General features: G+C 58.1%; 23 protein-coding genes and 1 pseudogene. 12 read left to right on the top strand and 12 right to left on the bottom strand.

The window, feature by feature from the left end; translation table 11 throughout:
* Positions 1–103: 103 nt before the first annotated feature.
* Positions 104–322 carry a bacterioferritin-associated ferredoxin gene (locus AB4O23_RS26510; protein WP_017526354.1) on the bottom strand — a complete coding sequence of 73 codons (219 nt, stop codon included), beginning with the start codon at positions 320–322 and terminating at the stop codon, positions 104–106.
* A gap of 244 nt (positions 323–566) precedes the next feature.
* Here AB4O23_RS26510 and AB4O23_RS26505 point away from each other — a divergent pair, with 244 nt between their 5' ends.
* Positions 567–1169, top strand: a complete 603-nt coding sequence (locus AB4O23_RS26505) for a peroxiredoxin (protein ID WP_003172097.1) — start codon at positions 567–569, stop codon at positions 1167–1169.
* Between the two features lie 162 nt (positions 1170–1331).
* Here the strand turns inward: AB4O23_RS26505 and rnt are convergent, their stop codons facing one another.
* Entirely contained in the window at positions 1332–2000 is a 669-nt protein-coding gene (gene rnt / locus AB4O23_RS26500; RefSeq protein ID WP_065877198.1) for a ribonuclease T, read from the bottom strand.
* Complete coding sequence (gene pyrC / locus AB4O23_RS26495; protein ID WP_065877197.1) at positions 1997–3043, bottom strand: dihydroorotase; 1047 nt, start codon at positions 3041–3043, stop codon at positions 1997–1999. Before pyrC ends, rnt begins: the two co-directional genes overlap by 4 nt.
* A gap of 156 nt (positions 3044–3199) precedes the next feature.
* Here pyrC and AB4O23_RS26490 point away from each other — a divergent pair, with 156 nt between their 5' ends.
* The 3 genes from AB4O23_RS26490 (at position 3200) to AB4O23_RS26480 (ending at position 6719) form a co-directional block, all read left to right on the top strand.
* Positions 3200–4108 carry a flagellar protein MotY gene (locus AB4O23_RS26490; RefSeq protein WP_017526357.1) on the top strand — a complete coding sequence of 303 codons (909 nt, stop codon included), beginning with the start codon at positions 3200–3202 and terminating at the stop codon, positions 4106–4108.
* Positions 4109–4261: 153 nt separating this feature from the next.
* Positions 4262–5479 carry an argininosuccinate synthase gene (locus AB4O23_RS26485; protein WP_012722490.1) on the top strand — a complete coding sequence of 406 codons (1218 nt, stop codon included), beginning with the start codon at positions 4262–4264 and terminating at the stop codon, positions 5477–5479.
* Positions 5480–6086: 607 nt separating this feature from the next.
* Positions 6087–6719 (top strand): response regulator transcription factor, encoded by a 633-nt coding sequence (locus tag AB4O23_RS26480; RefSeq protein WP_017526358.1) that lies wholly within the window; start codon positions 6087–6089, stop codon positions 6717–6719.
* 83 nt (positions 6720–6802) lie between these two features.
* Here the strand turns inward: AB4O23_RS26480 and AB4O23_RS26475 are convergent, their stop codons facing one another.
* The 4 genes from AB4O23_RS26475 to metG all read right to left on the bottom strand — a co-directional run bounded on the left by AB4O23_RS26475 (position 6803) and on the right by metG (position 10946).
* Positions 6803–6982 (bottom strand): PA3496 family putative envelope integrity protein, encoded by a 180-nt coding sequence (locus AB4O23_RS26475; protein WP_017526359.1) that lies wholly within the window; start codon positions 6980–6982, stop codon positions 6803–6805.
* A 107-nt stretch (positions 6983–7089) separates the two neighbouring features.
* Positions 7090–7728, bottom strand: a complete 639-nt coding sequence (nth, locus tag AB4O23_RS26470) for an endonuclease III (protein WP_017526360.1) — start codon at positions 7726–7728, stop codon at positions 7090–7092.
* Between the two features lie 48 nt (positions 7729–7776).
* The gene (gene rsxB, locus AB4O23_RS26465) at positions 7777–8736 is read right to left on the bottom strand and encodes an electron transport complex subunit RsxB (RefSeq protein WP_065877196.1); all 960 of its coding nucleotides are present in this window, start codon (positions 8734–8736) and stop codon (positions 7777–7779) included.
* A 158-nt stretch (positions 8737–8894) separates the two neighbouring features.
* Positions 8895–10946, bottom strand: a complete 2052-nt coding sequence (gene metG, locus AB4O23_RS26460) for a methionine--tRNA ligase (RefSeq protein ID WP_460061326.1) — start codon at positions 10944–10946, stop codon at positions 8895–8897.
* Between the two features lie 171 nt (positions 10947–11117).
* Here metG and apbC point away from each other — a divergent pair, with 171 nt between their 5' ends.
* The gene (gene apbC, locus AB4O23_RS26455; protein ID WP_065877195.1) at positions 11118–12212 is read left to right on the top strand and encodes an iron-sulfur cluster carrier protein ApbC; all 1095 of its coding nucleotides are present in this window, start codon (positions 11118–11120) and stop codon (positions 12210–12212) included.
* 494 nt (positions 12213–12706) lie between these two features.
* Here the strand turns inward: apbC and fdxA are convergent, their stop codons facing one another.
* The 3 genes from fdxA to AB4O23_RS26440 all read right to left on the bottom strand — a co-directional run bounded on the left by fdxA (position 12707) and on the right by AB4O23_RS26440 (position 16145).
* Positions 12707–13030, bottom strand: coding sequence for a ferredoxin FdxA (fdxA, locus tag AB4O23_RS26450; RefSeq protein WP_003172109.1), 324 nt, complete (start codon positions 13028–13030; stop codon positions 12707–12709).
* Positions 13031–13172: 142 nt separating this feature from the next.
* A complete protein-coding gene (mutS, locus tag AB4O23_RS26445) occupies positions 13173–15764 on the bottom strand; it encodes a DNA mismatch repair protein MutS (protein WP_460061321.1) in 2592 nt (863 codons plus the stop codon).
* Positions 15765–15932: 168 nt separating this feature from the next.
* A complete protein-coding gene (locus AB4O23_RS26440; protein ID WP_017526366.1) occupies positions 15933–16145 on the bottom strand; it encodes a hypothetical protein in 213 nt (70 codons plus the stop codon).
* A gap of 159 nt (positions 16146–16304) precedes the next feature.
* Between AB4O23_RS26440 and AB4O23_RS26435 the strand changes: the two genes are divergently transcribed.
* The 5 genes and pseudogenes from AB4O23_RS26435 to recX all read left to right on the top strand — a co-directional run bounded on the left by AB4O23_RS26435 (position 16305) and on the right by recX (position 20224).
* Entirely contained in the window at positions 16305–17039 is a 735-nt protein-coding gene (locus tag AB4O23_RS26435; protein WP_460150317.1) for a LexA family transcriptional regulator, read from the top strand.
* A gap of 576 nt (positions 17040–17615) precedes the next feature.
* Positions 17616–17960: a phage holin family protein gene (locus AB4O23_RS26430; protein WP_460150315.1), complete on the top strand. Its 345-nt coding sequence runs from the start codon at positions 17616–17618 to the stop codon at positions 17958–17960.
* A 146-nt stretch (positions 17961–18106) separates the two neighbouring features.
* Positions 18107–18607: a CinA family protein gene (locus AB4O23_RS26425; protein ID WP_065877194.1), complete on the top strand. Its 501-nt coding sequence runs from the start codon at positions 18107–18109 to the stop codon at positions 18605–18607.
* An 83-nt stretch (positions 18608–18690) separates the two neighbouring features.
* Positions 18691–19748, top strand: a pseudogene (recA, locus tag AB4O23_RS26420) (recombinase RecA).
* 8 nt (positions 19749–19756) lie between these two features.
* Positions 19757–20224 (top strand): recombination regulator RecX, encoded by a 468-nt coding sequence (gene recX / locus AB4O23_RS26415; protein ID WP_068937524.1) that lies wholly within the window; start codon positions 19757–19759, stop codon positions 20222–20224.
* A gap of 127 nt (positions 20225–20351) precedes the next feature.
* On the opposite strand, the gene AB4O23_RS26410 is transcribed toward recX, so the two are convergent.
* A complete protein-coding gene (locus AB4O23_RS26410; protein WP_017529773.1) occupies positions 20352–21464 on the bottom strand; it encodes an LOG family protein in 1113 nt (370 codons plus the stop codon).
* A gap of 293 nt (positions 21465–21757) precedes the next feature.
* Positions 21758–22198, bottom strand: a complete 441-nt coding sequence (locus AB4O23_RS26405; protein ID WP_017529772.1) for a PA3611 family quorum-sensing-regulated virulence factor — start codon at positions 22196–22198, stop codon at positions 21758–21760.
* 178 nt (positions 22199–22376) lie between these two features.
* Between AB4O23_RS26405 and AB4O23_RS26400 the strand changes: the two genes are divergently transcribed.
* Together AB4O23_RS26400 and erdR are read left to right on the top strand one after the other, a co-directional pair.
* Positions 22377–23096, top strand: a complete 720-nt coding sequence (locus AB4O23_RS26400; RefSeq protein WP_460150313.1) for a tRNA-uridine aminocarboxypropyltransferase — start codon at positions 22377–22379, stop codon at positions 23094–23096.
* A gap of 253 nt (positions 23097–23349) precedes the next feature.
* On the top strand, positions 23350–24000 hold the full coding sequence (erdR, locus tag AB4O23_RS26395) for a response regulator transcription factor ErdR (RefSeq protein ID WP_017529770.1): 651 nt from the start codon (positions 23350–23352) through the stop codon (positions 23998–24000).
* The last annotated feature ends 12 nt before the right edge of the window (positions 24001–24012 follow it).

The following is a 24012-nucleotide window of genomic DNA, read 5'->3' as shown; positions in this document are numbered from 1 at the left end:
AATCGGAATAAGAATGTTTGTGTTCCGCGTCTTGGCGCTAACTAATTGAATTACAGGCATAAAAAAACCGGACACTAAGTCCGGTTCTTTAAAACACGCGTTATCAGGCGTGTGTAAATTCAGTTGAATAGGGGAGCGCGGCCTGGGCTGTCTGCAGCTGCGTCAGGGTTTCCCGTACCACTTGCTTGGCGAGGCAAGCACATTTACCACACTGGCTGGCAACGCCGGTGGTTTCACGCACTTCCTTGTAGCTGCAGCAACCTTCGTAGATTGCTTCGCGGATTTGTCCGTCGGTGACGCCGGTACACAGGCACACATACATAAGGGAGAACCGTCGCGGGTTTAAGGCTTAAGTGCGATGGATCTTAATGTTAACGAGAATGATTGTCAAAGTAGATTCGTAGGCTATTTACCGCCATCGCCCTCGCGCTGACGAACGGTTTTTTCCGTGTATGATGGTCGGTCTTCACGAAGCGTGACTGCGTCACAGGCCTGTCGCTTAAACGCGGCAGACTCATGACCGGTCCTTTTACTTCAATCGTCACCCCTGCATCAGGAGATACCCAATGAGCGTACTCGTCGGCAAACAAGCCCCGGATTTCGACGTACCGGCCGTTCTCGGCAATGGCGAAATCGTCGACAGCTTTAAACTGTCCGAAGCCATCAAAGGCAAATACGGCCTGGTGTTCTTCTACCCACTGGACTTTACCTTCGTCTGCCCTTCGGAGCTGATCGCTCTGGACCACCGCATGGACGATTTCAAAGCGCGTAATGTTGAAGTGGTTGCCGTTTCCATCGACTCCCATTTCACTCACAACGCCTGGCGTAACACGGCCATCAACGATGGCGGCATCGGCAAAGTCAAATACACCATGGCTGCCGATATGAAGCACGACATCGCCAAGGCCTACGACGTTGAGTCCGAAGGCGGCGTGGCATTCCGTGGCGCGTTCCTGATCGACGACAAGGGCGTTGTGCGCTCGCAGATCATCAACGACCTGCCGCTGGGCCGTAACATGGAAGAGCTGATCCGCCTGGTCGACGCCCTGCAATTCCACGAAGAGCACGGCGAAGTCTGCCCGGCCAACTGGAAGAAAGGCGACAAGGGCATGAACGCTTCGCCGGAAGGTGTTGCAGCCTACCTGACCGAGAACGCCGGCAAGCTGTAAGCCGGATTCAAGGTAAAAAAAACCGGCCTGTGAAGGCCGGTTTTTTGTGGGAGGGGGGTTGCTCCCGATTGCAGTGCATCAACCCATGGATACATCACCGACACGCCGCCATCGGGAGCAAGCTCCCTCCCACATTGGGTACGCGGCGCGTTCAGGAGACTCTCAGTCGTTGAAGTCTTCCCAGCCGCCCATCTGTTTCCAGCGGTTGACGATGCCGCAGAACAGCTCCGCAGTCTTCTCGGTGTCGTAGCGGGCCGAATGGGCCTCGCGCCCGTCGAAGTCGATACCGGCTGCCTGGCAGGCTTTGGCCAGTACAGTCTGGCCGTACGCCAGACCGGCGAGGGTCGCGGTGTCGAAGCTGGAGAATGGGTGGAACGGGTTACGCTTCATGTCCAGGCGCGCCACGGCGGCATTCAGGAAACCCAGGTCGAAGCTGCTGTTATGCCCGACCAGGATCGCGCGCTTGCAGCCGTTGGCCTTCAGCGCCTTGCGCACGCCACGGAAGATATCGGCCAGGGCCGTTTCTTCACTTACCGCCATGCGCAGTGGGTGATCGAGCTTGATGCCGGTGAATTCCAGGGCTGCGGCTTCGATGTTCGCGCCTTCGAACGGCTCGACGCGGAAGAAGTGGGTGTGTTCTGGGTACACAAAGCCCTGTTCATCCATGCCGATAGTGGTGGCGGCAATTTCCAGCAGGGCGTCGGTGGCGCAATTGAACCCACCGGTTTCTACGTCAATAACGACCGGCAGGTAGCCGCGAAAACGTTCGGCCATCGGGTGGCGCGAGCCGCCGCCGTGTTCCTGGTCGTCGTCGTAATGGTCTTCACTCACTTGGTTTCCTCCAGCAGGCGCCAGCGCAGTGTTTCACCGGCGCGCAGCGGGATAACGGTCAGCTCGCCAAAGGGCAGGCTGGCAGGGGCGGTCCAGTCTTCACGGACCAGGGTAATGCGGTCGGTATTCGCCGGCAGGCCATAGAACTTCGGGCCGTTGAGGCTGGCGAAATCTTCGAGTTTGTCCAGTGCATTGCGTTGTTCGAACGCTTCGGCGTACAGCTCGATGGCGGCGTACGCGGTGTAGCAACCGGCACAGCCGCACGCGGCTTCCTTGGCGTGTTGAGCGTGGGGCGCGGAGTCGGTGCCGAGGAAGAACTTCGAATTGCCGCTGGTCGCGGCATCCAGCAAGGCCACTTGGTGGGTGTTGCGCTTGAGGATCGGCAGGCAATAGAAATGCGGCCGAATCCCGCCCACCAGCATGTGGTTGCGGTTGTAGAGCAGGTGATGCGCGGTGATGGTCGCGCCGACGTTGGCCGAAGCCTCGGTGACGAATTGCACGGCATCGGCGGTGGTGATGTGCTCGAACACCACCTTCAAGGTCGGGAACAGCTCGACCACACGGCGCATATGCTCGTCGATGAAGACCTTCTCGCGGTCGAACACGTCCACGTCGCCACGGGTAACTTCACCGTGGATCAGCAGCGGCATGCCCACTTCAGCCATGGCTTCGATGGCCGGCAGGATTTTATCGATGCTGGTTACGCCGGAGTCGGAGTTGGTGGTCGCGCCGGCCGGGTACAGCTTGGCGGCGTGCACAAAACCGCTGGCCTTGGCCTGGCGAATTTCTTCGGGCTGGGTGCGATCGGTCAGGTAGAGCACCATCAACGGCTCAAAGCGGCTGCCGGCCGGTCGTGCAGCGAGGATTCGCTGGCGATAGGCGTCGGCTTCAGCGGCATTGCGCACCGGTGGTACCAGGTTAGGCATGATGATGGCGCGGCCAAACGTACGCGCAACATCGGCCACGGTTTGAGGTAACGCAGCACCATCGCGAAGATGAATATGCCAGTCGTCGGGACGCAGCAGGGTCAGGCGGTCGGACATTGGGGATTCCAGGCGGGTCAATCTGGTGGGAATGCTACCGGAAAAGACTCTTGCAGGCACTCGCTATCAAGTTTTGCAGGATGCATCCGATAGCCTTTCGTATGCCTTATCGATGTATGACGCTTTGAAGTGTTGTAGAAACCAGTGGAGCCTCCCGTGCGCCAGCATTATCTAGCCCTGCTCAGTGTGTTCGCCAGCCTGCCTGCGATGGCCCTCACGTTCCAGACACGTCTGGAGAACATTGAGTGGAAGGTGGAAGGCGACAAGTTCGAGTGCCGACTGACCCAGCCGATCACCGACTTCGGTTCGGGTGAGTTCGTACGCCGGGCCGGTGAGCAAGCGACTTTCCGTCTGAAAGCCTATGGCGGCTCGCTGGGCGCCGGGTCGGCCACCCTACTGGCCGCTGCTGCTCCCTGGCAGCCGGGGCGTGGCGACATCAACCTCGGTGCCGTGCGCGCCGGCAGTGGCGATGTGCTTTTTAACAGCTCCCAGGCTCAGGCTGGTCGCCTGTTCAATGGCTTGCTCGAAGGGCGCTCGCCGACTGTTCGGCATTATGCGCGTGAGGGCGGCTACTCGGAAATTCGCCTGTTGCCGGTCAAGTTCAACAAGGCCTACAGCGATTATCAGCTGTGCACCGCCAAGCTGTTGCCGATGAATTACGATCAGGTCAAGCAGACCGAAGTCGGCTTCCCCGGCGGCGGTATCGAATTGGATGCAGCGGCCAAACAGAAATTGTCGGTGATTCTCGAATTCATGAAGGCGGATCCAACCGTCAACCATATCGAGTTGAACGGTCATTCGGACAACAGTGGCAACCGCCTGAGCAATCGCGATGTGTCGCGTCGTCGCGCATTGGCGGTGATGGATTACTTCAAGGCCAACGGCATTCAGGAATCCCAGGTCACCCTGCGTTTCCATGGCGAAAGCTACCCCTTGGTGCCCAACACCAATGCCGCCAATCGGGCCCGCAACCGCCGTGTGAATATTCAGCTTGAGCGGGTAGCGGCTCCGGAGAAACCGGCTCCCCAGGCCAGTGGCCCGAGCAATCCTGCGCACACTTCATAACGGCAGTCATAAGTGCGCTCGTAGCGTGCGACCATCGGTCGCCCGCTCGACATAATCTGTCGCTTTATCTTCATTTGCTGTCGCGCCCCTGTAAATCCACGGTTTTGGTCGGTAGAATCGACGCCTTTCCGTACAACCCCGTGGAGTGATGGCATGGCCGACGTAAACAAGGTCGTTCTCGCGTATTCCGGCGGCCTGGACACTTCGGTGATCCTCAAGTGGCTGCAGGATACTTATAACTGTGAAGTGGTGACCTTCACCGCTGACCTGGGTCAGGGCGAAGAGGTCGAGCCAGCACGTGCCAAGGCGCAAGCCATGGGCGTGAAAGAGATCTACATTGACGACCTGCGCGAAGAGTTCGTCCGCGATTTCGTTTTCCCGATGTTTCGCGCCAACACCGTCTACGAAGGCGAGTACCTGCTGGGTACCTCCATCGCACGTCCGCTGATCGCCAAGCGCCTGATCGAAATCGCCAATGAAACCGGTGCTGACGCTATTTCCCATGGCGCTACCGGTAAGGGTAACGACCAGGTGCGTTTCGAACTGGGCGCCTATGCTCTCAAACCAGGCGTGAAAGTAATTGCACCTTGGCGTGAATGGGACCTGCTGTCCCGTGAAAAATTGATGGATTACGCTGAAAAGCATGCGATCCCGATCGAGCGCCACGGCAAGAAGAAGTCCCCGTACTCGATGGACGCCAACCTGCTGCACATCTCCTATGAAGGCGGCGTGCTGGAAGACACCTGGACCGAGCACGAAGAAGACATGTGGAAATGGACCGTCTCTCCGGAGAACGCTCCAGACAAACCGCAGTACCTGGAACTGACCTACCGCAACGGCGACATCGTGGCACTGGACGGCGTCGAAATGACCCCGGCCACCGTGCTTGCGACCCTGAACCGTATCGGCGGCGAACACGGCATCGGCCGCCTCGACATCGTCGAGAACCGTTACGTGGGCATGAAGTCCCGTGGTTGCTACGAAACCCCGGGCGGCACCATCATGCTGCGCGCTCACCGCGCCATCGAGTCCATTACCCTGGATCGTGAAGTGGCTCACCTCAAAGACGAGCTGATGCCCAAGTACGCCAGCCTGATCTACACCGGCTACTGGTGGAGCCCTGAGCGTCTGATGTTGCAACAGATGATCGATGCCTCCCAGGCCCACGTGAATGGCGTTGTGCGCCTGAAGCTGTACAAGGGCAATGTGATTGTCACCGGGCGTAAGTCCGATGATTCGCTGTTCGATGCCAACATCGCCACTTTCGAAGAGGATGGCGGTGCTTACAACCAGGCGGACGCAGCTGGTTTTATCAAGTTGAATGCCTTGCGCATGCGCATCGCTGCCAACAAAGGCCGCTCGTTGTTCTGATTGTTGTATCCGCAGTGAAGGATGGCCCCTTAAAAGGGGCCATTTTTTTTGGCCGAAAGCCTTGGATAAATACGCGTTGTTTATCCATTTAATGATTGCTCAAGTTCGTGTGGGACCGATTTTGTATCGGCCCTAAAGCGGGTTGTTTTAAAGGGGAATGAATTTTTACACCTGTGTAGGAACTGGTCTTACAGAAAGTTCACTTATGAAACTGTGGTGAGTCTATTTGCCGCTGAAAGTTCTGTAGGAAACAAGGATCTAATAAATATGTTAAAGGGAACTGAAACACACTATTTGTTTTCACGCGGTCCCGCTCCTGAATGCCCCGTGCAGCAGGGTTTGCCTGAACGCCATGCGCGGCGCGTTTACCGCCGCCCCTTAATCGTCGGGTCATTTCCCTCAAAATATGTAAGCCCCCGGAAAGGTCTGAAAGGCTCTGTAAAGCAAGACACATCTGAGTCGGCGTTTTTTTGTAGGGCATTTCTTTTATCTCTGTGGGTTACGTCTCTGCTTGCTGTTGCTCGGGGGGGAACGCTATGCCAACTAGGAAACGACTAGGCTATTGTGTTTGCTCTAAATAATTCGAACAGCGAAATTGGACTTTCTCATGAATAAAGTGCTGATCGTGGATGATCATCCCGTCATTCGTCTTGCTGTGCGTATGCTAATGGAACGTCATGGTTATGAGGTCGTTGCCGAGACCGACAACGGTGTCGACGCGTTGCAACTTGCACGGGAGCATATGCCGGACATTGTTATATTGGATATTGGGATTCCCAAACTCGATGGCCTGGAGGTTATTTGCCGGCTGTCTTCAACCAAACAATCTGTGCCGTTCAAGGTGCTGGTGCTGACCTCTCAGGCTCCTGGCCATTTTTCCATGCGGTGCATGCAGGCAGGCGCTGCCGGCTACGTGTGCAAACAACAGGACCTGACCGAGTTGCTGAGTGCGATCAAGGCTGTTCTATCAGGCTACAGCTACTTTCCAAACCAGGCGCTCAATTCCGTGCGCTCCACCATGGGCAACGCCAGCGAAGCCGATATGGTCGAGCGCCTTTCGGGCAGAGAGATGATGGTGTTGCAACAATTGGCACGGGGCAAGACCAACAAGGAGATCGCCGACGGTATGTTCCTCAGCAACAAGACCGTCAGCACCTACAAGACTCGCCTGTTGCTCAAGCTCAATGCTCGGTCGCTGGTTGACTTGATCGAGTTGGCGCAGCGTAACGGACTGGTATAGGGGTGACGCAACTCCCCGAATAACCAGGGCAACCGGCAGAAAAAAGCCTCCGTCAGGGAGGCTTCCGGTCGTTGGTCGCTTGTTCAGAGGTCGAAGTCGTAATCGGCCAATTGTTTTTGCAAGCGTCGCTCTTCCAGAAGATTGTCGATGGTGCGGCGTTTGCTTAGATTGGTTTTTGCCACCTCTACAGGGGCTTCTGCCACATCGTCATCCGACTCAACGAGGTCGTCTTCTACTTCCAGTTGTTCCTTGCCAGTGCTCATAAGGTTAACTCCAGGCTAAGACTGCCGTTGGCGCTCCTTATAACGAGAATTGATGAAGCGGTAAAAAAGATTTTTTCAATCGACTCATCGAAAAAGTTAATGATCGCTCAATCGTCGGACGTCTTGTCCTTGTATTCGCACAGGTCTTCGATGCGGCAACTCCCGCAACGTGGCTTGCGGGCTTGGCAAACGTAGCGCCCATGAAGAATCAGCCAATGGTGGGAGTCCAGCAGATAGGGTTTGGGCACGAACTTCATGAGCTGCTTTTCTACTTCCACCACGTTCTTGCCGCGAGCGATACCGGTACGGTTGCTCACCCGGAAAATGTGCGTGTCCACGGCCATGGTCAGTTGCCGAAACGCGGTATTGAGTACCACATTGGCGGTCTTTCGCCCCACACCCGGCAACGCTTCCAGCGCTTCGCGCGTTTGCGGTACTTCACTGCCATGCCGTTCTATCAATAGGCGGCAGGTCTCGATGACATTCTTGGCCTTGCTGTTGTACAGGCCGATGGTCTTGATGTATTGCGACAAACCCTCCACACCCAAGGCATAGATCGCCTCTGGTGTATTGGCGACGGGATACAGCTTTGCGGTGGCCTTGTTGACGCCAACATCCGTGGACTGCGCCGACAGAATTACCGCAATCAGCAACTCGAACGGTGACGAGTAGGCGAGTTCGGTCTTGGGTTCCGGATTGTCTTCGTGAAACCGGCGGAAAATTTCCAGACGTTTTGCGGCATTCATGGGGCGCAGGGGTCCTTACGCTCGATCAGCGTTGTATCGAGTAGTGGGTCAAGCACCATGGGTATCTACCTGGCGCTGTGCTTCATCCAATCGGTGTTGCGCTTGGGCCAACTGTTGCGGGTCGGCATGCTGATCCTGGGCTTTTTTCAGCTCGGCGCGGCGCATAGCCAGCTGAATCTTGGCGCGTTTTAGATCGGCATTACTGGAGGGCGGCGTCGGCGTGATTGTATGGCTCGCCTCTAGGGCGGCCAGTGCCTGCTCCGACGTTTCGAACTGTTGCTGTAGCGCAATCAATTGCGATTGTTGCTCAAAGGTCGGTGGATGCCCAAACGCCTTCAAGGACTTGTGCAACTGGGCGCGGCTCATCGCGACATTGATCTTGGCTTTCTTTACCGCCGCGTCCCGGGCAGCCTGTGCTTCGTCAAGTTGAACGGGCTCTATCGCCGGCGATCGCTTGAGCCTGGCAAGGCGCTCGGCCAATTTGTGTTCTTCTTCCTGGTGTAGGCGCGCGTTACGTTGTTCGAAGCGCTGCCGTGCGCGGTTGCGCTTGAAATCGCGTTGGCGGCGCTCCTCGTCGCTCTTCGCCAGGCCGCCCACAATCGCCAGGACTGTCGTTGGTGGGCGCATTTCGATGCAGTCTACCGGGCAGGGCGCTACGCACAGGTCGCAGCCCGTGCACTCGTCGATGATCACTGTGTGCATCAACTTGGCCGCGCCGACGATTGCGTCCACCGGGCACGCCTGGATGCACTTGGTGCAGCCGATGCATTCAGCTTCACGGATATACGCCACCTGTGCAGGCGCCTCGCCCCGGGTTGTATCCAGCTTCAGTACCGGCACGCTCAGCAACTGCGACAACCCGATAATGGTTTCCTGGCCGCCCGGCGGGCACTTGTTGATCGCCTCACCCTGGGCAATACCCTCGGCGTAAGGCCTGCAGCCCGGATGCCCGCATTTGCCGCATTGGGTCTGTGGCAGGAGCGCGTCGATACGTTGAATGAGGTTCATGCGTTGGTCATTGCGTTGAAACCCAGGAGCGTCACCCGAGTGATGACAATCCCCAGGGCATGCCGGTTAAACAAACAGAACCTGATTATCCGGCAACCAAGAGAGGGGCACTAGCTGAAAAGCCCTGTCGCCGAGACGACAGGGCTGTCGGGCAGGGCTTACTTGATGCGCTGGCCCGGCTTGGCGCCGCTGTCAGGGCTCAGCAGGTAGATCTCTTCACCGCCGGGGCCGGCCGCCATCACCATGCCTTCGGAAATACCGAACTTCATTTTCCGAGGCTTGAGGTTGGCGATCATCATGGTCAGGCGACCATCGAGTTTGGACGGGTCCGGATAAGCGCTTTTGATTCCGGAAAATACGTTGCGTTGCTCGTCACCGATATCCAATGTCAGACGCAGCAGCTTGTCGGCACCTTCCACCGCTTCGGCCTTGACGATCAGCGCGACGCGCAGGTCCACGGCGGCGAAGGCGTCGAACTCGATTTCTGGAGAAATCGGGTCCTTGGCCAATTCACCATTACCTGCCGGTGCCGTCGAGCCGGTATCGGTCTGGCTGGCAACCAGGTCTTCTTTCGAGGCGTCGGTCATGGCCTGGACTTTTACCGGGTCAATACGGGTCATCAGCGGCTTGAACTCGTTCAACGTGTGATTGCTGAGCAAGGTGGCGTGGTCGTTCCAGGTCAACGGCGCCACATTCAGGAACGCTTCGGCGTCGGCGGCCAGCAACGGCAACACCGGCTTGAGGAAGATCACCAGTTGGCGGAATAGGTTGACGCCGGTGGCGCAGATCGCCTGGACTTCAGCCTGCTTGCCTTCCTGCTTGTTCAACGACCACGGTGCCTTGTCGGCGATCCAGGCGTTGGCGCGGTCAGCCAGGCCCATGATTTCGCGCATGGCGCGGGCGAAGTCGCGTGCTTCATAGGCGTCGGCGATGCTTGGCGCGGCGGCCAGGAACGAGTCGGTCAGTTCCGGCGCAGCGTTTTCGGCGACCAGTACACCGGCGTTACCCTTGTGGATAAAACCAGCGCATCGGCTGGCGATGTTGACGACTTTGCCCACGAGGTCCGAGTTGACCTTCTGTATGAAGTCTTCCAGGTTCAGGTCCAGGTCATCGACGCCACGGCCCAGCTTGGAGGCGTAGTAGTAGCGCAGGTATTCAGGCGACAGGTGGTCCAGGTAGGTGCGCGCCTTGATAAAGGTGCCGCGCGACTTGGACATTTTCTGACCGTTGACCGTCAGGTAGCCATGCACGTTGATGCCGGTCGGCTTGCGGTAGCCCGAGCCTTCGAGCATCGCCGGCCAGAACAGCGCGTGGAAATTGACGATGTCCTTGCCGATGAAGTGGTACAGCTCGGCGGTGGAGTCTTTGCCCCAGAACGCATCGAAGTCCAGCTGCGGCGTACGCTCGCACAGGTTTTTGAAACTGGCCATGTAACCGATCGGCGCGTCCAGCCACACATAGAAGTACTTGCCCGGCTCACCCGGGATCTCGAAGCCGAAATACGGCGCATCGCGGGAGATGTCCCACTGCTGCAGGCCACTGTCGAGCCATTCGGAGAGTTTGTTGGCCACGGCGTCCTGCAAGGTGCCGCTGCGGGTCCAGGTTTGCAGCATTTGCTGGAAATCCGGGAGCTTGAAGAAGAAGTGCTGGGAGTCCTTGAGCACCGGCGTGGCGCCGGAAATCGCCGACTTCGGATCCTTCAGGTCGGTCGGTGCGTAGGTGGCGCCGCATTTTTCGCAGTTGTCGCCGTACTGGTCTTCGGTGCCGCATTTCGGGCAGGTGCCCTTGATGAAGCGGTCGGCCAGGAACATTTTCTTTTCCGGGTCGAAATACTGGGTCACCGAACGCTGGTCGATGTGCCCCGCTTCCTTCAATCGCAGGTAGATCTGGCTCGACAGCTCGCGGTTTTCTTCGCAGTGGGTCGAATGGAAGTTGTCGAAGTCCACCAGGAACTCGGCAAAGTCGGCGCTGTGTTCAGCCTGCACGTTGGCGATCAGTTGTTCCGGGGTGATGCCTTCCTTTTCGGCGCGCAACATGATGGCCGAACCGTGGGCGTCGTCCGCGCAGACATAGATGCATTGGTTGTCGCGATGTTTCTGGAAACGCACCCACATATCGGTCTGGATGTACTCAAGCATATGGCCAAGATGGATGGAACCATTGGCATAGGGCAGGGCGCTGGTGACGAGGATCTTGCGTGGCTCGGACATGGGGCTCGGCTACTTGATGAAACGGAGGTCGGCCACTATAAAGCGCCGGCGGATATATTTCACCCCGTGGCGCTGTTTCCGAATCTTCCGAACCTTCGAAAGCATGCCGTTAATTCGCCGGAACGGTTAGGATAGCCGCCTGTTTCAGTCAGTCTTTTTCGGGAGTAGCTCATGAGCGCCGTGAATCGCGCAGCGGTGGAAGCCGTTCTTCGCCAGTACACCGACCCCTATTTGAACCAGGACCCGGTCAGTGCCGGCTGTGTGCGTGGCATCGAGGTCCAGGGCGATCAGGTGTCAGTGCAAATGGAACTGGGCTACGCCGCCGGCTTGTTCAAGAGCGGCTGGGCGCAGATGCTGCAAATGGCCATCGAAAACCTCGACGGCGTGCGCTCGGCCAAGGTTGACATTCAATGCGTGATCGCGCCGCACAAGGCCCAGGCGCAGATCCCGGGCCTGGCCAACGTTAAAAACGTTGTCGCGGTGGCGTCCGGCAAGGGCGGCGTGGGTAAATCCACCACAGCGGCCAACCTGGCGCTGGCCCTGGCCCGTGAGGGTGCGCGCGTGGGCATCCTCGACGCGGACATTTACGGGCCCAGCCAGGGCGTGATGTTTGGCATTGCCGAAGGCACGCGGCCCAAGGTCAAGGACCAGAAGTGGTTCGTGCCGATCGAGTCCCTGGGCGTGGAAGTGATGTCCATGGCCTTCCTCACCGACGACAACACGCCGATGGTGTGGCGTGGGCCGATGGTGTCCGGGGCGTTGCTGCAATTGGTCACCCAGACCGCGTGGGGCGACTTGGATTACCTGGTGATCGACATGCCGCCAGGCACTGGTGATATCCAACTGACCCTGGCGCAGAAAGTCCCGGTGGCCGGCTCCGTGATCGTGACCACCCCTCAAGACCTGGCGCTATTGGACGCGAAAAAGGGCGTTGAGATGTTCCGCAAGGTCAACATTCCGGTGTTGGGTGTGGTGGAGAACATGGCCGTGCACATCTGCTCCAACTGCGGTCACGCCGAGCATCTGTTCGGTGAAGGTGGTGGCGAAAAGCTGGCGACCCAGTACGGGGTGGAACTGTTGGCCTCGCTACCGTTGTCGATGCAGATTCGCGAACAGGCTGACGGCGGTAAGCCAACGGTGATGGCAGAGCCGGATAGCCAGATCGCCCTGATTTATCAGGAACTGGCTCGTCATGTGGGCGCGCGGATCGTGTTGCAGGAAGCCGCTGCCCCGGCGATGCCGACGATTACCGTCAGCGACGACTGAGATTGTTTAAGGTAAAAGGCCTCGACAGTGTCGGGGCTTTTTTACGCCTGGCAGAGGGGCAATGTGCGCTGATTACCCCTTTACGCAATTGTTCGTGTAAGCAATGGCTTACTTTTTCGTAAGCGTTTGGGGTTTTTATTCGCCGTATCCGTCTCGAAATTGCGAACGTGTTTTCTATCTTATTGAAATATAAGAATTATTTTCTGGTGTCTAAGCGGGTAAGCCCATCAGTGCGCTGGTAGCATCTCGTTGAACTTCCCTTGGAACTCTCTAACATCAGCCCTGTGTCCACGGATTGGCACGGCCATCACGGAACGATGGTTCAAGGAATATCGCGGGATGCGATTCATCAGGATGATGAAAAGGAATACAGGGACTAGGGAAAAAATGTGGGCGGGTCATACCGCCCCTTTTTTCGCCTGTAGGAAAGTGAACGCAGGCACCAGAATGCAAAAAAGGCCCTTGAGGGCCTTTTTTTGTTGGGCAGCGGCGTTTTAGCGCTCTAGTTGCTCAATCTTATTGGGTTTGCCATCCCACTCAGCGGCATCCGGCATCGGATCTTTGCGCTCGGTGATGTTCGGCCACACTTCTGCCAGCTCGACGTTCAACTGGATGAACTGTTCCATACCCGCAGGCACTTCGTCCTCGGAGAAAATCGCAACGGCCGGGCATTCTGGCTCACACAGGGCGCAGTCAATGCACTCGTCCGGGTGGATAACCAGGAAGTTCGGGCCTTCGTAGAAGCAGTCCACCGGACACACTTCTACGCAGTCGGTGTACTTGCACTTGATGCAGTTGTCGGTGACGACGAAGGTCATTTCTAATTTTCTCCTCAGGCGGCGGCAGCGAAACCCTTTATGGCAGGGCTCGCGAGGTTCGGGAGCGATAGTCTGCAGGCCAGGCTAAAAGTCTGCAGCATCCCAAACCGCGCGAGAGTCTACCAGCTTGCAAGCGTCTGCGTTATATCCGAGTCTTCAGTGCATATAACATTTCGAGCGCTTTACGCGGAGTCAAGTCATCCAGATCAAGCTTTGCCAACTCATCCAGCACCGGATGGGGCAGGCTGGCGAACAGGTCGCTCTGGTGTGGCGCCGAGGGCTTGCGGTTGCTCTTGGCAGGGCTGGCGACCACGGTTTCGTGCGGCATGGCCGTGGTTTCCAGGCGGCTGAGGTGCTCGCGGGCGCGCAGGATAACGTCGTTCGGCACACCCGCCAGTTGCGCCACGGCCAGGCCGTAACTCTGGCTGGTCGGCCCTGGCAGCACATGGTGCAGGAATACAATGCGCTCGTTGTGCTCGGTGGCATTGAGGTGCACGTTGGCCACCAGCGGCTCGCTTTCAGGCAACACGGTCAGTTCGAAATAGTGGGTGGCGAACAGCGTATAGGCGCGCAGATGGGCCAAGCGCTCGGCCGCCGCCCATGCCAGGGACAGGCCGTCAAAGGTACTAGTGCCGCGACCCACCTCGTCCATCAGCACCAGGCTGCGTTCGGTGGCATTGTGCAGGATGTTTGCGGTTTCACTCATTTCGACCATGAAAGTCGAACGACCACCGGCCAAGTCATCGCTGGAGCCGATCCGCGTGAAAATACGGTCGACCAGGGACAGCTCGCAACTGGCCGCCGGCACAAAGCTGCCGATGTGCGCCAGCAACACGATCAACGCGGTCTGGCGCATGTAGGTGGATTTACCGCCCATGTTCGGGCCAGTGATCACCAGCATGCGGGTGTCGTCGTCCAGCGACAGGTCGTTGGCGACGAACGGCGTGGTCAACACCTGCTCCACCACGGGGTGGCGTCCTTGCACGATGCGCATGCACGGTTCGCCGACAAAGCGCGGGCAGTTCAGGTCCAGGTTCAGCGCACGTTCCGCGAAGTTGCTCAGTACGTCCAGTTCCGACAGGGCTGCCGCAGTGTCTTGCAGCGGCGCCAGTTGGCCGATCAAGTCCTCCAGCAGCGCCTCGTAGAGCATCTTTTCGCGGGTGAGCGCACGGCTCTTGGCCGACAGCGCCTTGTCTTCGAACTCTTTCAGCTCCGGGGTGATAAAACGCTCGGCTCCCTTGAGGGTCTGGCGGCGCTGATAATCAATCGGCGCCTGCTCGGCCTGTTTGCTCGGCAGCTCAATAAAGTAGCCATGCACGCGGTTGTAGCCGACCTTCAGGTTGGCCAGGCCGGTACGGGCTTTTTCGCGGGCTTCCAGGTCGATCAGGAATTGCCCGGCGTTTTCGCTCAGGGCTTGCAGCTCGTCCAACTCACTGTCGTAACCGGTCTTGAGCACTCCGCCGTCGCGGATGATCGCCGGCGGGTTGTCGATGATCGCTTTGTCCAGCAGCGCCGCGAGTTCTGGGTAAGTGCTGCTGGTGACGGCCAACTGTTGCAGGTGCGGTGCGTCTAGGTCGGTCATCGCTGCTTGCAGTTGCGGCAGCGCGCCGAGTGCGTCGCGCAGGCGCGCCAGGTCACGGGGGCGCGCGTTACGCAGGCCGATACGCGCCAGGATGCGCTCGATATCGCCGATTTCTTTCAGTTGGGGTTGCAGCTTTTCAAAGCGATAGCCGTCCAGCAGGCACGTGATAGAGGACTGACGCGCTTGCAGCACCTTCAAGTCCCGCAGCGGACGGTTCAGCCAACGGGTCAGCAAGCGGCTGCCCATGGCCGTTTGGCAGCGATCGACCACCGATTGCAGGGTATTGTCGCGTCCGCCGGACAGGTTGGTGTCCAGCTCCAGATTGCGACGGCTGGCGCCATCCAGCACGACGGTGTCATCCAGGCGTTCGTGGCGCAGGCTACGCAAGTGCGGCAGGGCGGTGCGCTGGGTTTCCTTGGCATAGCTGAGCAGGCAACCGGCGGCGCCGATGGCGAGGGTCAGGGTTTCGCAACCGAAACCCTTGAGGTCCTGCACGGAAAATTGCTGGCACAGGCTCTTTAACGCCGAATCGCGCTCAAAATCCCACGGCGCGCGCCGCTTGGTCCCACGACGTTTTTCCGCCGGCAGGTCTTTTGGCCAATCATCCGGGATCATCAACTCCACCGGATTGATCCGCTCCAACTCCGCCAGCAGGTTCTCCCAGCCCTTGATCTCCAGCACCGTGAAATTGCCACTGGTGATATCCAGCACCGCCAGTCCGAACAAGCGTTCATCGCCCAGTACCGCGGCGATCAGGTTATCGCGACGCTCATCCAGCAGCGCTTCGTCACTCACCGTACCCGGCGTAATGATGCGCACCACCTGACGCTCCACCGGCCCCTTGCTGGTGGCGGGGTCACCGATCTGCTCACAGATCACCACCGACTCACCCAGTTTCACCAACTTGGCCAGGTAACCTTCCAGTGAGTGGTAAGGAATCCCACACATCGGAATCGCCTGCCCCGCCGACTGCCCGCGCGCGGTCAGGGTGATGTCCAGCAGCTTGGCGGCCTTCTTCGCATCTTCGTAGAAGATCTCGTAGAAATCGCCCATGCGATAGAACATCAACTGATCAGGGTGCTGGTTTTTCAGGCGCCAGTACTGCTGCATCATTGGGGTGTGGGAGGACAGATCGGACGTATTTTTACTCATTGGGTAGTAGGCAAATTCGTTGAAAGTGATGGGGCAAAGGGCGCGCTTGGCCCAGCAGTTTTTGCGATGGCGGCAAGGTTAACATGCGAGGTCGGCCCTTCGCAGGTCGCAAACGGAGAGGCAAAATATGAAAGGGTATGACTCAACCACGTGGGTTACAAATTCAGGTCATACACCGTAGAAGTGGTTCAGCAGTATCAGCTCACATACGGCTACAAAAATGCACAACACAATGAAGCCGGGGCTGAAGACGCGCTTGCGGTGGGACGAGCCCTCTCCCAGAGAACTTAGGTCTGCACCATCGGACACTACGGCCATAAGTGCCAGGAGGCCGAGGATCCAGGCCTTGGTCCAGAAACTATAGGTTCGCCATTGACTCATCCTTGCCGCCCATCCCGTCGATATCTGCGATGTAGAAAAGGTTAACACTCAAGCCTGACCTTCGCAGGTCTGCTAAAAGGTATGCCGAGTGCATAAATAATGCATTTTGATGCAGGTCAGCATTTGCCAACCCCTTAAACACCCGGCACTATCCTCGTTATGCAAAAACGCAACGTTTCTATCGTCTTAAGAGAACTGCTGGGCCGCGACCGGATCTCCCCCACGGAGCTTTACCGGCGCACCGGAGTGCCTCAATCCACGCTGTCCCGGATCCTCAGCGGCAAAATCGTTGATCCATCGGACAAGCACATTTCCCGTATCGCCGAGTATTTTTGCGTCAGCACCGATCAACTGCGCGGACGTGTGGCGCTGGGCGTTTCGCGCGAAGAGGGGCGCGACCCGATGCATTCGGAACTCAAGGACATAAGCCTGTGGGACGATGACACCCCCGTGAATGATGACGAGGTATCGATCCCCTTTTTGCGCGAGGTTGAATTGGCTGCTGGATCAGGAAGATTCGTCATTGAGGAAAGCGAAAAGGCCAGCCTGCGTTTTGGAAAGCGCAGCCTGCGGCATAACGGAGTGCAGTTCGACCAGGTCAAATGTGTGACGGTGCGCGGCAATAGTATGTTGCCGGTGCTGCGCGATGGCGCGACGGTCGGAGTGAATGCCGGAAAAAGCGCGATTGGCGACATTGTCGATGGCGACCTGTATGCCATTAATCACAATGGCCAGTTGCGGGTTAAACAGCTCTATCGCCTGCCCTCGGGTATTCGCCTGCGCAGTTTCAATCGTGATGAGCACCCGGATGAAGACTACAGCTTCCAGGATATTCAGGATGAGCAGATCAGCATCCTCGGCCATGTGTTCTGGTGGGGCATGTACGCCCGCTAACCATCTTCTGTCAGACGAAGCCCGTCAACGTGCGGGCTTTTTTACCTGTAAAAAATCACTAAACCCTAAGCCTGTCGGGCTATAAATGCGTATGTGCATTTTGCCGAGAGAAATAAATGCATTAATGCATTGACTGTATATGCATCCAGTAATACTCTTCATCTCAAGCCAGCCAACAAGGTCTGGTGGAGGCGGCAAGGATGCTGCCTAGGAAGACAGGGAAGGCACGCAACATCGGCAAGGACGCCATCCGAGCGATGGCAAGGACGCCAGGCAACACCGGCAAGGATGCCGACGCTCTTTAGTTACAAGGTTGTATCCAGATAAACAGTAATGAATCGGCTTTGACGGTTCGGAAGGTTGGTCTGGGTGTACAGCTTGAAGCATCAGAACAGTTATCCGGCAGACAAGGATCGTGGTCGGAAAAACATCAAGGACCAATCCGTAACGCGCCAGTAGCGCCGAAGGACCGTATTACTGAAAAGCCTGGGCAACCGGGCTTTTTGGAATGCCTGCCTATACGGAATTACCCAGACACCGGCATGTTGCCGGCGTTGCTCAGCCAGGAGGCGCGACATGACAACCGAGCAGCAAGCGTTAGCGGAAATGCCTATCTGGCTGGTGATCGTACTGGCGCTGATCGGCGCAGTGTCCGGCGAAATGTGGCGCGCCGACAAGGAGGGCGCTCGCGGTTGGTCCCTGGTACGGCGCCTGGCGCTGCGATCCGGAGCGTGCATGGTCTGCGGTGTTTCGGCGTTGATGTTGTGCTACGCCGCGGGTATGTCGATCTGGACCGCCGGCGCGATTGGTTGCCTCACCGCCATGGCGGGGGCCGACGTCGCCATCGGCCTTTATGAGCGTTGGGCGGCCAAGCGTATCGGCGTCAACCAGGGCCCACCTTCCCGGTCGGATCAGCAATAACTGTGTGCTTTTTAGTCGAAGGGGGGCGTGCCTGCCAGGCCTATGTGCGTGGCGTCGCCTGTTAGCGTCTTGATTCAGTCTGTCGCTTGCGTGTGCGATTCGCTCCTGTAGGGTAGGCGAACGCCCGCCCACTTCTGGAGACGCCCGTGAACGACATCACCCCACTTGCTGCTGAACTAGGCCGACGTTTGCAGGTGCTCAATGCCCATGTCACCACCGCTGAGTCCTGTACGGGCGGCGGGATCGCCGAAGCCATCACGCGGGTTCCGGGGAGTTCTGCCTGGTTCGAAGCGGGGTACGTCACCTACTCCAATCGGCAGAAGACCCGGCAGTTGAACGTGCCGGAGGATTTGTTTCCAAAAGTGGGCGCGGTCAGTCGGGAAGTGGTGGAGGCCATGGTGCGCGGCGCTCAGGAAAAAAGCCTGGCGCGGTTTGCCGTGGCGGTCAGCGGTGTGGCGGGGCCGGACGGCGGCTCGCCGGACAAGCCGGTGGGCACTGTATGGCTCGCGTTCGGTGTGGGCGATGAGGTGACCGCCGAGCTTGAGCACTTCGCCGGCAACCGCGACGAGGTCCGCCGACAAACGGTAAAGGCCGCCCTTGAGGGCTTGTTGCGACGAGCTGCAGCAGAAATAGAAAATCAGGGGTAGGCGATCTCCGATCTTTGTGGAACAATACTGTCTACTTATACAGGTGTTGGCCGTCAGGCCTTATTGATTACGTGAGGACTTTAATGGACGACAACAAGAAGAAAGCCTTGGCTGCGGCCCTGGGTCAGATCGAACGTCAATTCGGCAAGGGTGCCGTAATGCGTATGGGCGATCATGACCGTCAGGCTATCCCGGCTATTTCCACTGGCTCTCTGGGTCTGGACATTGCGCTCGGCATTGGCGGTCTGCCAAAAGGCCGTATTGTTGAAATCTACGGTCCTGAATCTTCGGGTAAAACTACCCTGACCCTGTCGGTGATCGCCCAGGCACAGAAAATGGGCGCCACCTGTGCGTTCGTCGATGCCGAACATGCCCTAGACCCTGAATACGCCGGCAAGCTGGGTGTCAACGTTGACGACCTGCTGGTTTCCCAGCCGGATACTGGTGAGCAAGCCCTGGAAATCACTGACATGCTGGTGCGCTCCAACGCCATCGACGTGATCGTGGTTGACTCCGTGGCTGCCCTGGTACCGAAGGCGGAAATCGAAGGCGAAATGGGCGACATGCACGTGGCCTGCAAGCCCGTCTGATGTCCCAGGCGTTGCGTAAAATCACCGGCAACATCAAGAACGCGAACTGCCTGGTGATCTTCATCAACCAGATCCGTATGAAGATCGGCGTAATGTTCGGCAGCCCGGAAACCACCACCGGTGGTAACGCGCTGAAGTTCTACGCTTCGGTCCGTCTGGACATCCGTCGTACCGGCGCGGTGAAGGAAGGTGACGAGGTTGTCGGTAGCGAAACCCGCGTCAAGGTTGTGAAGAACAAAGTGGCTCCACCATTCCGTCAGGCCGAGTTCCAGATTCTCTACGGTAAGGGTATCTACCTGAACGGCGAGATGATCGATCTGGGCGTGCTGCACGGTTTCGTTGAGAAGTCCGGTGCCTGGTATGCCTACAACGGCAGCAAGATCGGACAAGGCAAGGCCAACTCGGCCAAGTTCCTGGCAGATAACCCGGACATCGCTGCCACGCTTGAAAAGCAGATCCGCGACAAGCTGCTGACGGCCGCGCCAGACGTGAAAGCAGCCGCCAACCGCGAGCCGGTTGAAGAAGTAGAAGAAGCCGACACTGACATCTGAAGCAAACGATGACAGTTGTACTGGATACACTCGTCGCCGTTCGGCGCACTGCGATGGACCTGCTCGCTCGACGCGAGCACGGTCGAGTCGAGCTGACGCGTAAACTGCGTCAGCGCGGCGCAGACCCCGAGATGATCGATACAGCACTCGACCGGTTGACGGAAGAAGGGTTGTTGTCGGAATCCCGTTACCTTGAGAGTTTTGTCTCCTACCGCGCCCGCTCCGGTTACGGCCCTGCGCGAATTCGTGAAGAGTTGAGCCAGCGTGGTCTGCAACGTGCCGATATCGACCTTGCCCTGCGCGAGTGCGGTATCAGTTGGCAGGCGCAGTTGGAAGACACTTGGCGGCGCAAGTTCTCTGGCCAGATGCCCATCGATGCCAAGGAGCGAGCGAAACAAGGCCGCTTCCTGAGTTATCGCGGATTTTCTATGGAGATGATCAGCCGCTTGTTGAGCGGCCGAGACATGGATGACTGAGTTGACTGTGGCGAGGGAGCTTGCTCCCGCAGAGCTGCACAGCAGCCCTAAATCCTCCATCACCGACCTGATTCGCCACAAAAAAGACCCACTATGAAAATAGTGGGTCTTTTTTTGCGCTTAAAAATCAAGCCGTTTCCGGCGCCACCCGCTGCTGTGTCTTCCCTTGAGCCGATGCCCAGTTCTCCGGCAAGTTGATGTAATCCACCAACTCTCGCAACCGGCCCTGATCTCGCCCATTGAAGTTGAACACCAGCCGTGTCAAATGGCTGAATTTTGGCTCGTCATGATCCTCACCCGTATAGGCAAGTTGCTGGAATTCCCCGCTCAATCGCAGGCTGGCAAATTCACTCTGCAGATATTTAAGCGCTCGATCACTCAGCGGGTGATTCATACGCACCACAAACTCGCGTTTCAACCAGCGCGTGGAATGGAAGTTCGCATAAAACTGATTGATTTCCTCCACCGCTTCTTCAGCGCTGTATACCAAGCGCACTAACTTGAGGTCGGTCGGCAAGATATAGCGATTGGCTTCTAATTGGTTACGGATAAAGTCCAGGGCACCTTGCCAAAACCCGCCACCTGGCGCGTCCAGCAATACCACCGGTACCAGCGGACTCTTGCCGGTCTGGATCAGGGTCAGCACTTCCAGCGCTTCATCCAGTGTGCCGAAGCCGCCCGGGCACAGTACCAACGCATCGGCTTCCTTGACGAAAAACAGCTTGCGCGTAAAGAAGAAGTGGAACGACAGCAGATTCTCGGTGCCATCAATGGTCGGGTTGGCGTGCTGTTCAAACGGCAGGGTGATATTGAACCCCAGGCTGTGCTCCAGGCCGGCGCCTTCATGCGCCGCGGCCATTATGCCCCCGCCGCCGCCGGTGATTACCATCAAGTCGGAGCGTGCCAGCGCGGCGCCCACTTCACGGGCCAGGGCATACAGGGGACTTTCCACGGGCGTGCGCGCGGAGCCGAATACCGTGACTTTGCGTCGGCCCTTGAACTGTTCGAGCACGCGAAAGGCATGGTCCAGTTCGCGGATGGCTTGCAGGGTGATCTTGGCGTTCCAACGGTTGCGGTCGTCCTGGGCCATGCGTAGCACGGTGAGGATCATGTCGCGATACAGAGGGATATTCGGGCTGTTGGGGGCGATCAGATGGAGTTGCGCTTCGACCTGTTGCGTGAGGTCGGCTCCACTTTCTTCAAAGTGCCGGAGCAGGCTGTCATTCGGTTCGTATGGCATTCAACGTCTCCTTCTTACAGGGCCCGGATGGCCGACGAGCGATTCGCCGGAGGCTACGACACTGCATGTGTCGCTGCTTGCCGCAGAGGGCAACCTTCTTTTGCCCTGAAAATGTTACAGAACAGCATGAGAAATGCTGTGAGTGAGCTGTGGGGGATGGCCTGATGATGGGCTGAAAAACCCTTGCCTGGCAACCGCTTATTGGTCACTCACACGGAGTCTAGCTGCAGGCGGAGCGTTGAAGCGGGGGAAGTGCGCGTCACTGGCCAGCAACGCGCGAAGTCAGGCAGAGGTTACTTTTTCTTCTTGGCTGAAGCGGGGGCAGGGCAATCCGCTTCCACGAACTTCACCGATGCCACCGGGCGGTTAGTTTTGTTCTCGGTGATTTCGTAGCGCATGACCGCGCCCTTGGCCATCAGCTCGCGATAACCCTTGTTCAGGCACACGCTCTGGCCCAGCTGGAAATACACAGCCTTAGGGTTGGCCCGCATCTGTTCGGCGCGGTCGGGCAGTACGCTGAGGTGATCGATCAGTTGCATGCCTTCAACGGTGTAGGCCACTTCCAGGGTTTTTTCATCGATTTCCCGGGGCAGGTCCTTGTTGCTTTCGGTTGCGACGCTTTGCAGCTTCCTGTTCATTTGCGCCTCCAGCAGCGAGGCCGCCTGGGCGCCTACGGGCAAAACCAGCGCAAGCGCAATGGATGGGGCGGCAAGGCGCAGCATGGAACGCAGCATGAAACTCTCCTGATTCGGTTACTGGTGCATAGACCAGCCACTGCGCTGTGCGTTCAGTGGCGGGCAATTATAGGTGAGCCCTTGCCACTACAGCCAGGCGTATCGCTGGTAAACTGCCGCCACTTCAACCTTTCTTGAGCTATCCCGTGTCGATCTCTCCGTCCCTGCGGCGCATCCGATGAACCACGCCGTCTCCCGCCTGCGTACCCAGCGTCTGGCGCGTGCTATCAAGCCCTTCGTCAACCGGGGCTCCCGTGCCGAACGCTGCCCCGGTTGCCGGGTGATCCCCGAGTACTGCCTGTGCGATTGGCGGCCCAGGGTCCAGGTCAAGTCCGCCATGTGCCTGCTGATGCATGATGTCGAGCCGATGAAGCCCAGCAACACTGGCTGGTTGATCGCCGATGTCATCGAAGACACGACCGCCTTCGCGTGGTCGCGAACCGAAGTCGATCCCGAGTTGCTCACCTTGCTCGCTGACCCGCAATGGCAGCCCTATATCGTGTTCCCCGGCGAATTCGTGGCGCCTGAACGGGTGGTCGGTGAGGTCAAGGTGGAAGAGGGCAAGCGCCCGTTGTTTATCCTGCTGGATGGCACTTGGAGTGAAGCGCGCAAGATGTTTCGCAAGAGCCCTTATTTGGAGCATTTGCCGGTCCTGAGCCTGGCGCCTGAGCAACTGTCGCGTTACAAACTGCGCCGGTCCAAGCGCGATGATCATTTCTGCACCGCCGAAGTCGCCGCCTTGTGTCTGGAGTTGGCCGCCGACGGTGCCGCCAGCGAAGTACTGGACGCCTACCTCGACGTCTTCAGCACTCATTACCTGGCCGCCAAGTTCCAGATGCCTTTGGACCCGACTGATATCGTCCATACTCGACTGGCGCCCTATATACCGAGCGTATAGCCAGACGACGTTTGCATGATGGCACCGTAAAGCCACTCGCCGCTAAAATGCCCACTGGGCGTGGTGCTTGACCCCCCAGGCTACGCTGGGCATGCTGGGCGCCGATTGGGGCGCAACCGTGACTTTTCGACGTCGTTCCAGGCGCTTTTGACGTCGAGTTTGCCCTGTGGCAATGGCTGCCTGGCCGCTGCCGTGTGTACTGGCGAACCCTGAACCCATCAGGGCTGCCTTAAAAAACAGGATCATTTAATCAATGGCCACATACGAAATCCTGATAGCCGATGACCATCCGCTGTTTCGCAGTGCGCTGCATCAAGCGGTGACCCTGGGCCTTGGCCCGGACGTGCGCCTGGTCGAAGTGGCCAGCATTGCCGAGTTGGAGACCCGCCTCGCCGAAAAGTCCGACTGGGATCTGGTGCTGCTCGACCTGAACATGCCCGGTGCCTACGGTTTTTCGGGGTTGGTGTTGTTACGCGGGCAATACCCGCAGATCCCGGTGGTGATGGTCTCGGCCCAGGAAGACGCCGACGTGGTGGTGCGCTCCAAAGAGTTTGGCGCTAGCGGTTTCATTCCCAAGTCCAGCGCCATGGACGATATTCAGAACGCCGTGCGCAAAGTGCTCGATGGCGATGTGTCCTGGCCGCCGCAGGCGTTCGAAGAAATCAACGTGTCCGACGAAGCCAAGGCTGCCCGTGACGGCCTCGCCAGTTTGACGCCCCAGCAGTTCCGGGTATTGACCATGGTCTGCGAGGGCTTGTTGAACAAGCAGATTGCCTACGAGCTGAGCGTGTCGGAAGCGACCATCAAGGCGCATGTGACAGCAATTTTCCGCAAACTGAATGTGCGGACGCGGACTCAGGCGGCGCTGCTTTTGCAACAACTTGAGTCAATTTCGTCGCAATAAAATGTCACGGGT

The organism is Pseudomonas sp. H2_A10, assembly GCF_054680085.1.
Note: the sequence above shows the minus strand (reverse complement) of the source record. Positions and strands in the feature narration are given on the sequence as shown.

Excerpts from the sequence above, each read along its gene's own strand:
- AB4O23_RS26510 (WP_017526354.1), bottom strand. The coding sequence starts at position 322 with ATGTATGTGTGCCTGTGTACCGGCGTCACCGACGGACAAATCCGCGAA.
- AB4O23_RS26505 (WP_003172097.1), top strand. The coding sequence starts at position 567 with ATGAGCGTACTCGTCGGCAAACAAGCCCCGGATTTCGACGTACCGGCC.
- pyrC (WP_065877197.1), bottom strand. The coding sequence starts at position 3,043 with ATGTCCGACCGCCTGACCCTGCTGCGTCCCGACGACTGGCATATTCAT.
- AB4O23_RS26485 (WP_012722490.1), top strand. The coding sequence starts at position 4,262 with ATGGCCGACGTAAACAAGGTCGTTCTCGCGTATTCCGGCGGCCTGGAC.
- AB4O23_RS26480 (WP_017526358.1), top strand. The coding sequence starts at position 6,087 with ATGAATAAAGTGCTGATCGTGGATGATCATCCCGTCATTCGTCTTGCT.
- AB4O23_RS26475 (WP_017526359.1), bottom strand. The coding sequence starts at position 6,982 with ATGAGCACTGGCAAGGAACAACTGGAAGTAGAAGACGACCTCGTTGAG.
- nth (WP_017526360.1), bottom strand. The coding sequence starts at position 7,728 with ATGAATGCCGCAAAACGTCTGGAAATTTTCCGCCGGTTTCACGAAGAC.
- rsxB (WP_065877196.1), bottom strand. The coding sequence starts at position 8,736 with ATGAACCTCATTCAACGTATCGACGCGCTCCTGCCACAGACCCAATGC.
- metG (WP_460061326.1), bottom strand. The coding sequence starts at position 10,946 with ATGTCCGAGCCACGCAAGATCCTCGTCACCAGCGCCCTGCCCTATGCC.
- apbC (WP_065877195.1), top strand. The coding sequence starts at position 11,118 with ATGAGCGCCGTGAATCGCGCAGCGGTGGAAGCCGTTCTTCGCCAGTAC.
- fdxA (WP_003172109.1), bottom strand. The coding sequence starts at position 13,030 with ATGACCTTCGTCGTCACCGACAACTGCATCAAGTGCAAGTACACCGAC.
- mutS (WP_460061321.1), bottom strand. The coding sequence starts at position 15,764 with ATGAGTAAAAATACGTCCGATCTGTCCTCCCACACCCCAATGATGCAG.
- AB4O23_RS26440 (WP_017526366.1), bottom strand. The coding sequence starts at position 16,145 with ATGAGTCAATGGCGAACCTATAGTTTCTGGACCAAGGCCTGGATCCTC.
- AB4O23_RS26435 (WP_460150317.1), top strand. The coding sequence starts at position 16,305 with ATGCAAAAACGCAACGTTTCTATCGTCTTAAGAGAACTGCTGGGCCGC.
- AB4O23_RS26430 (WP_460150315.1), top strand. The coding sequence starts at position 17,616 with ATGACAACCGAGCAGCAAGCGTTAGCGGAAATGCCTATCTGGCTGGTG.
- recX (WP_068937524.1), top strand. The coding sequence starts at position 19,757 with ATGACAGTTGTACTGGATACACTCGTCGCCGTTCGGCGCACTGCGATG.
- AB4O23_RS26410 (WP_017529773.1), bottom strand. The coding sequence starts at position 21,464 with ATGCCATACGAACCGAATGACAGCCTGCTCCGGCACTTTGAAGAAAGT.
- AB4O23_RS26405 (WP_017529772.1), bottom strand. The coding sequence starts at position 22,198 with ATGCTGCGTTCCATGCTGCGCCTTGCCGCCCCATCCATTGCGCTTGCG.
- AB4O23_RS26400 (WP_460150313.1), top strand. The coding sequence starts at position 22,377 with ATGAACCACGCCGTCTCCCGCCTGCGTACCCAGCGTCTGGCGCGTGCT.
- erdR (WP_017529770.1), top strand. The coding sequence starts at position 23,350 with ATGGCCACATACGAAATCCTGATAGCCGATGACCATCCGCTGTTTCGC.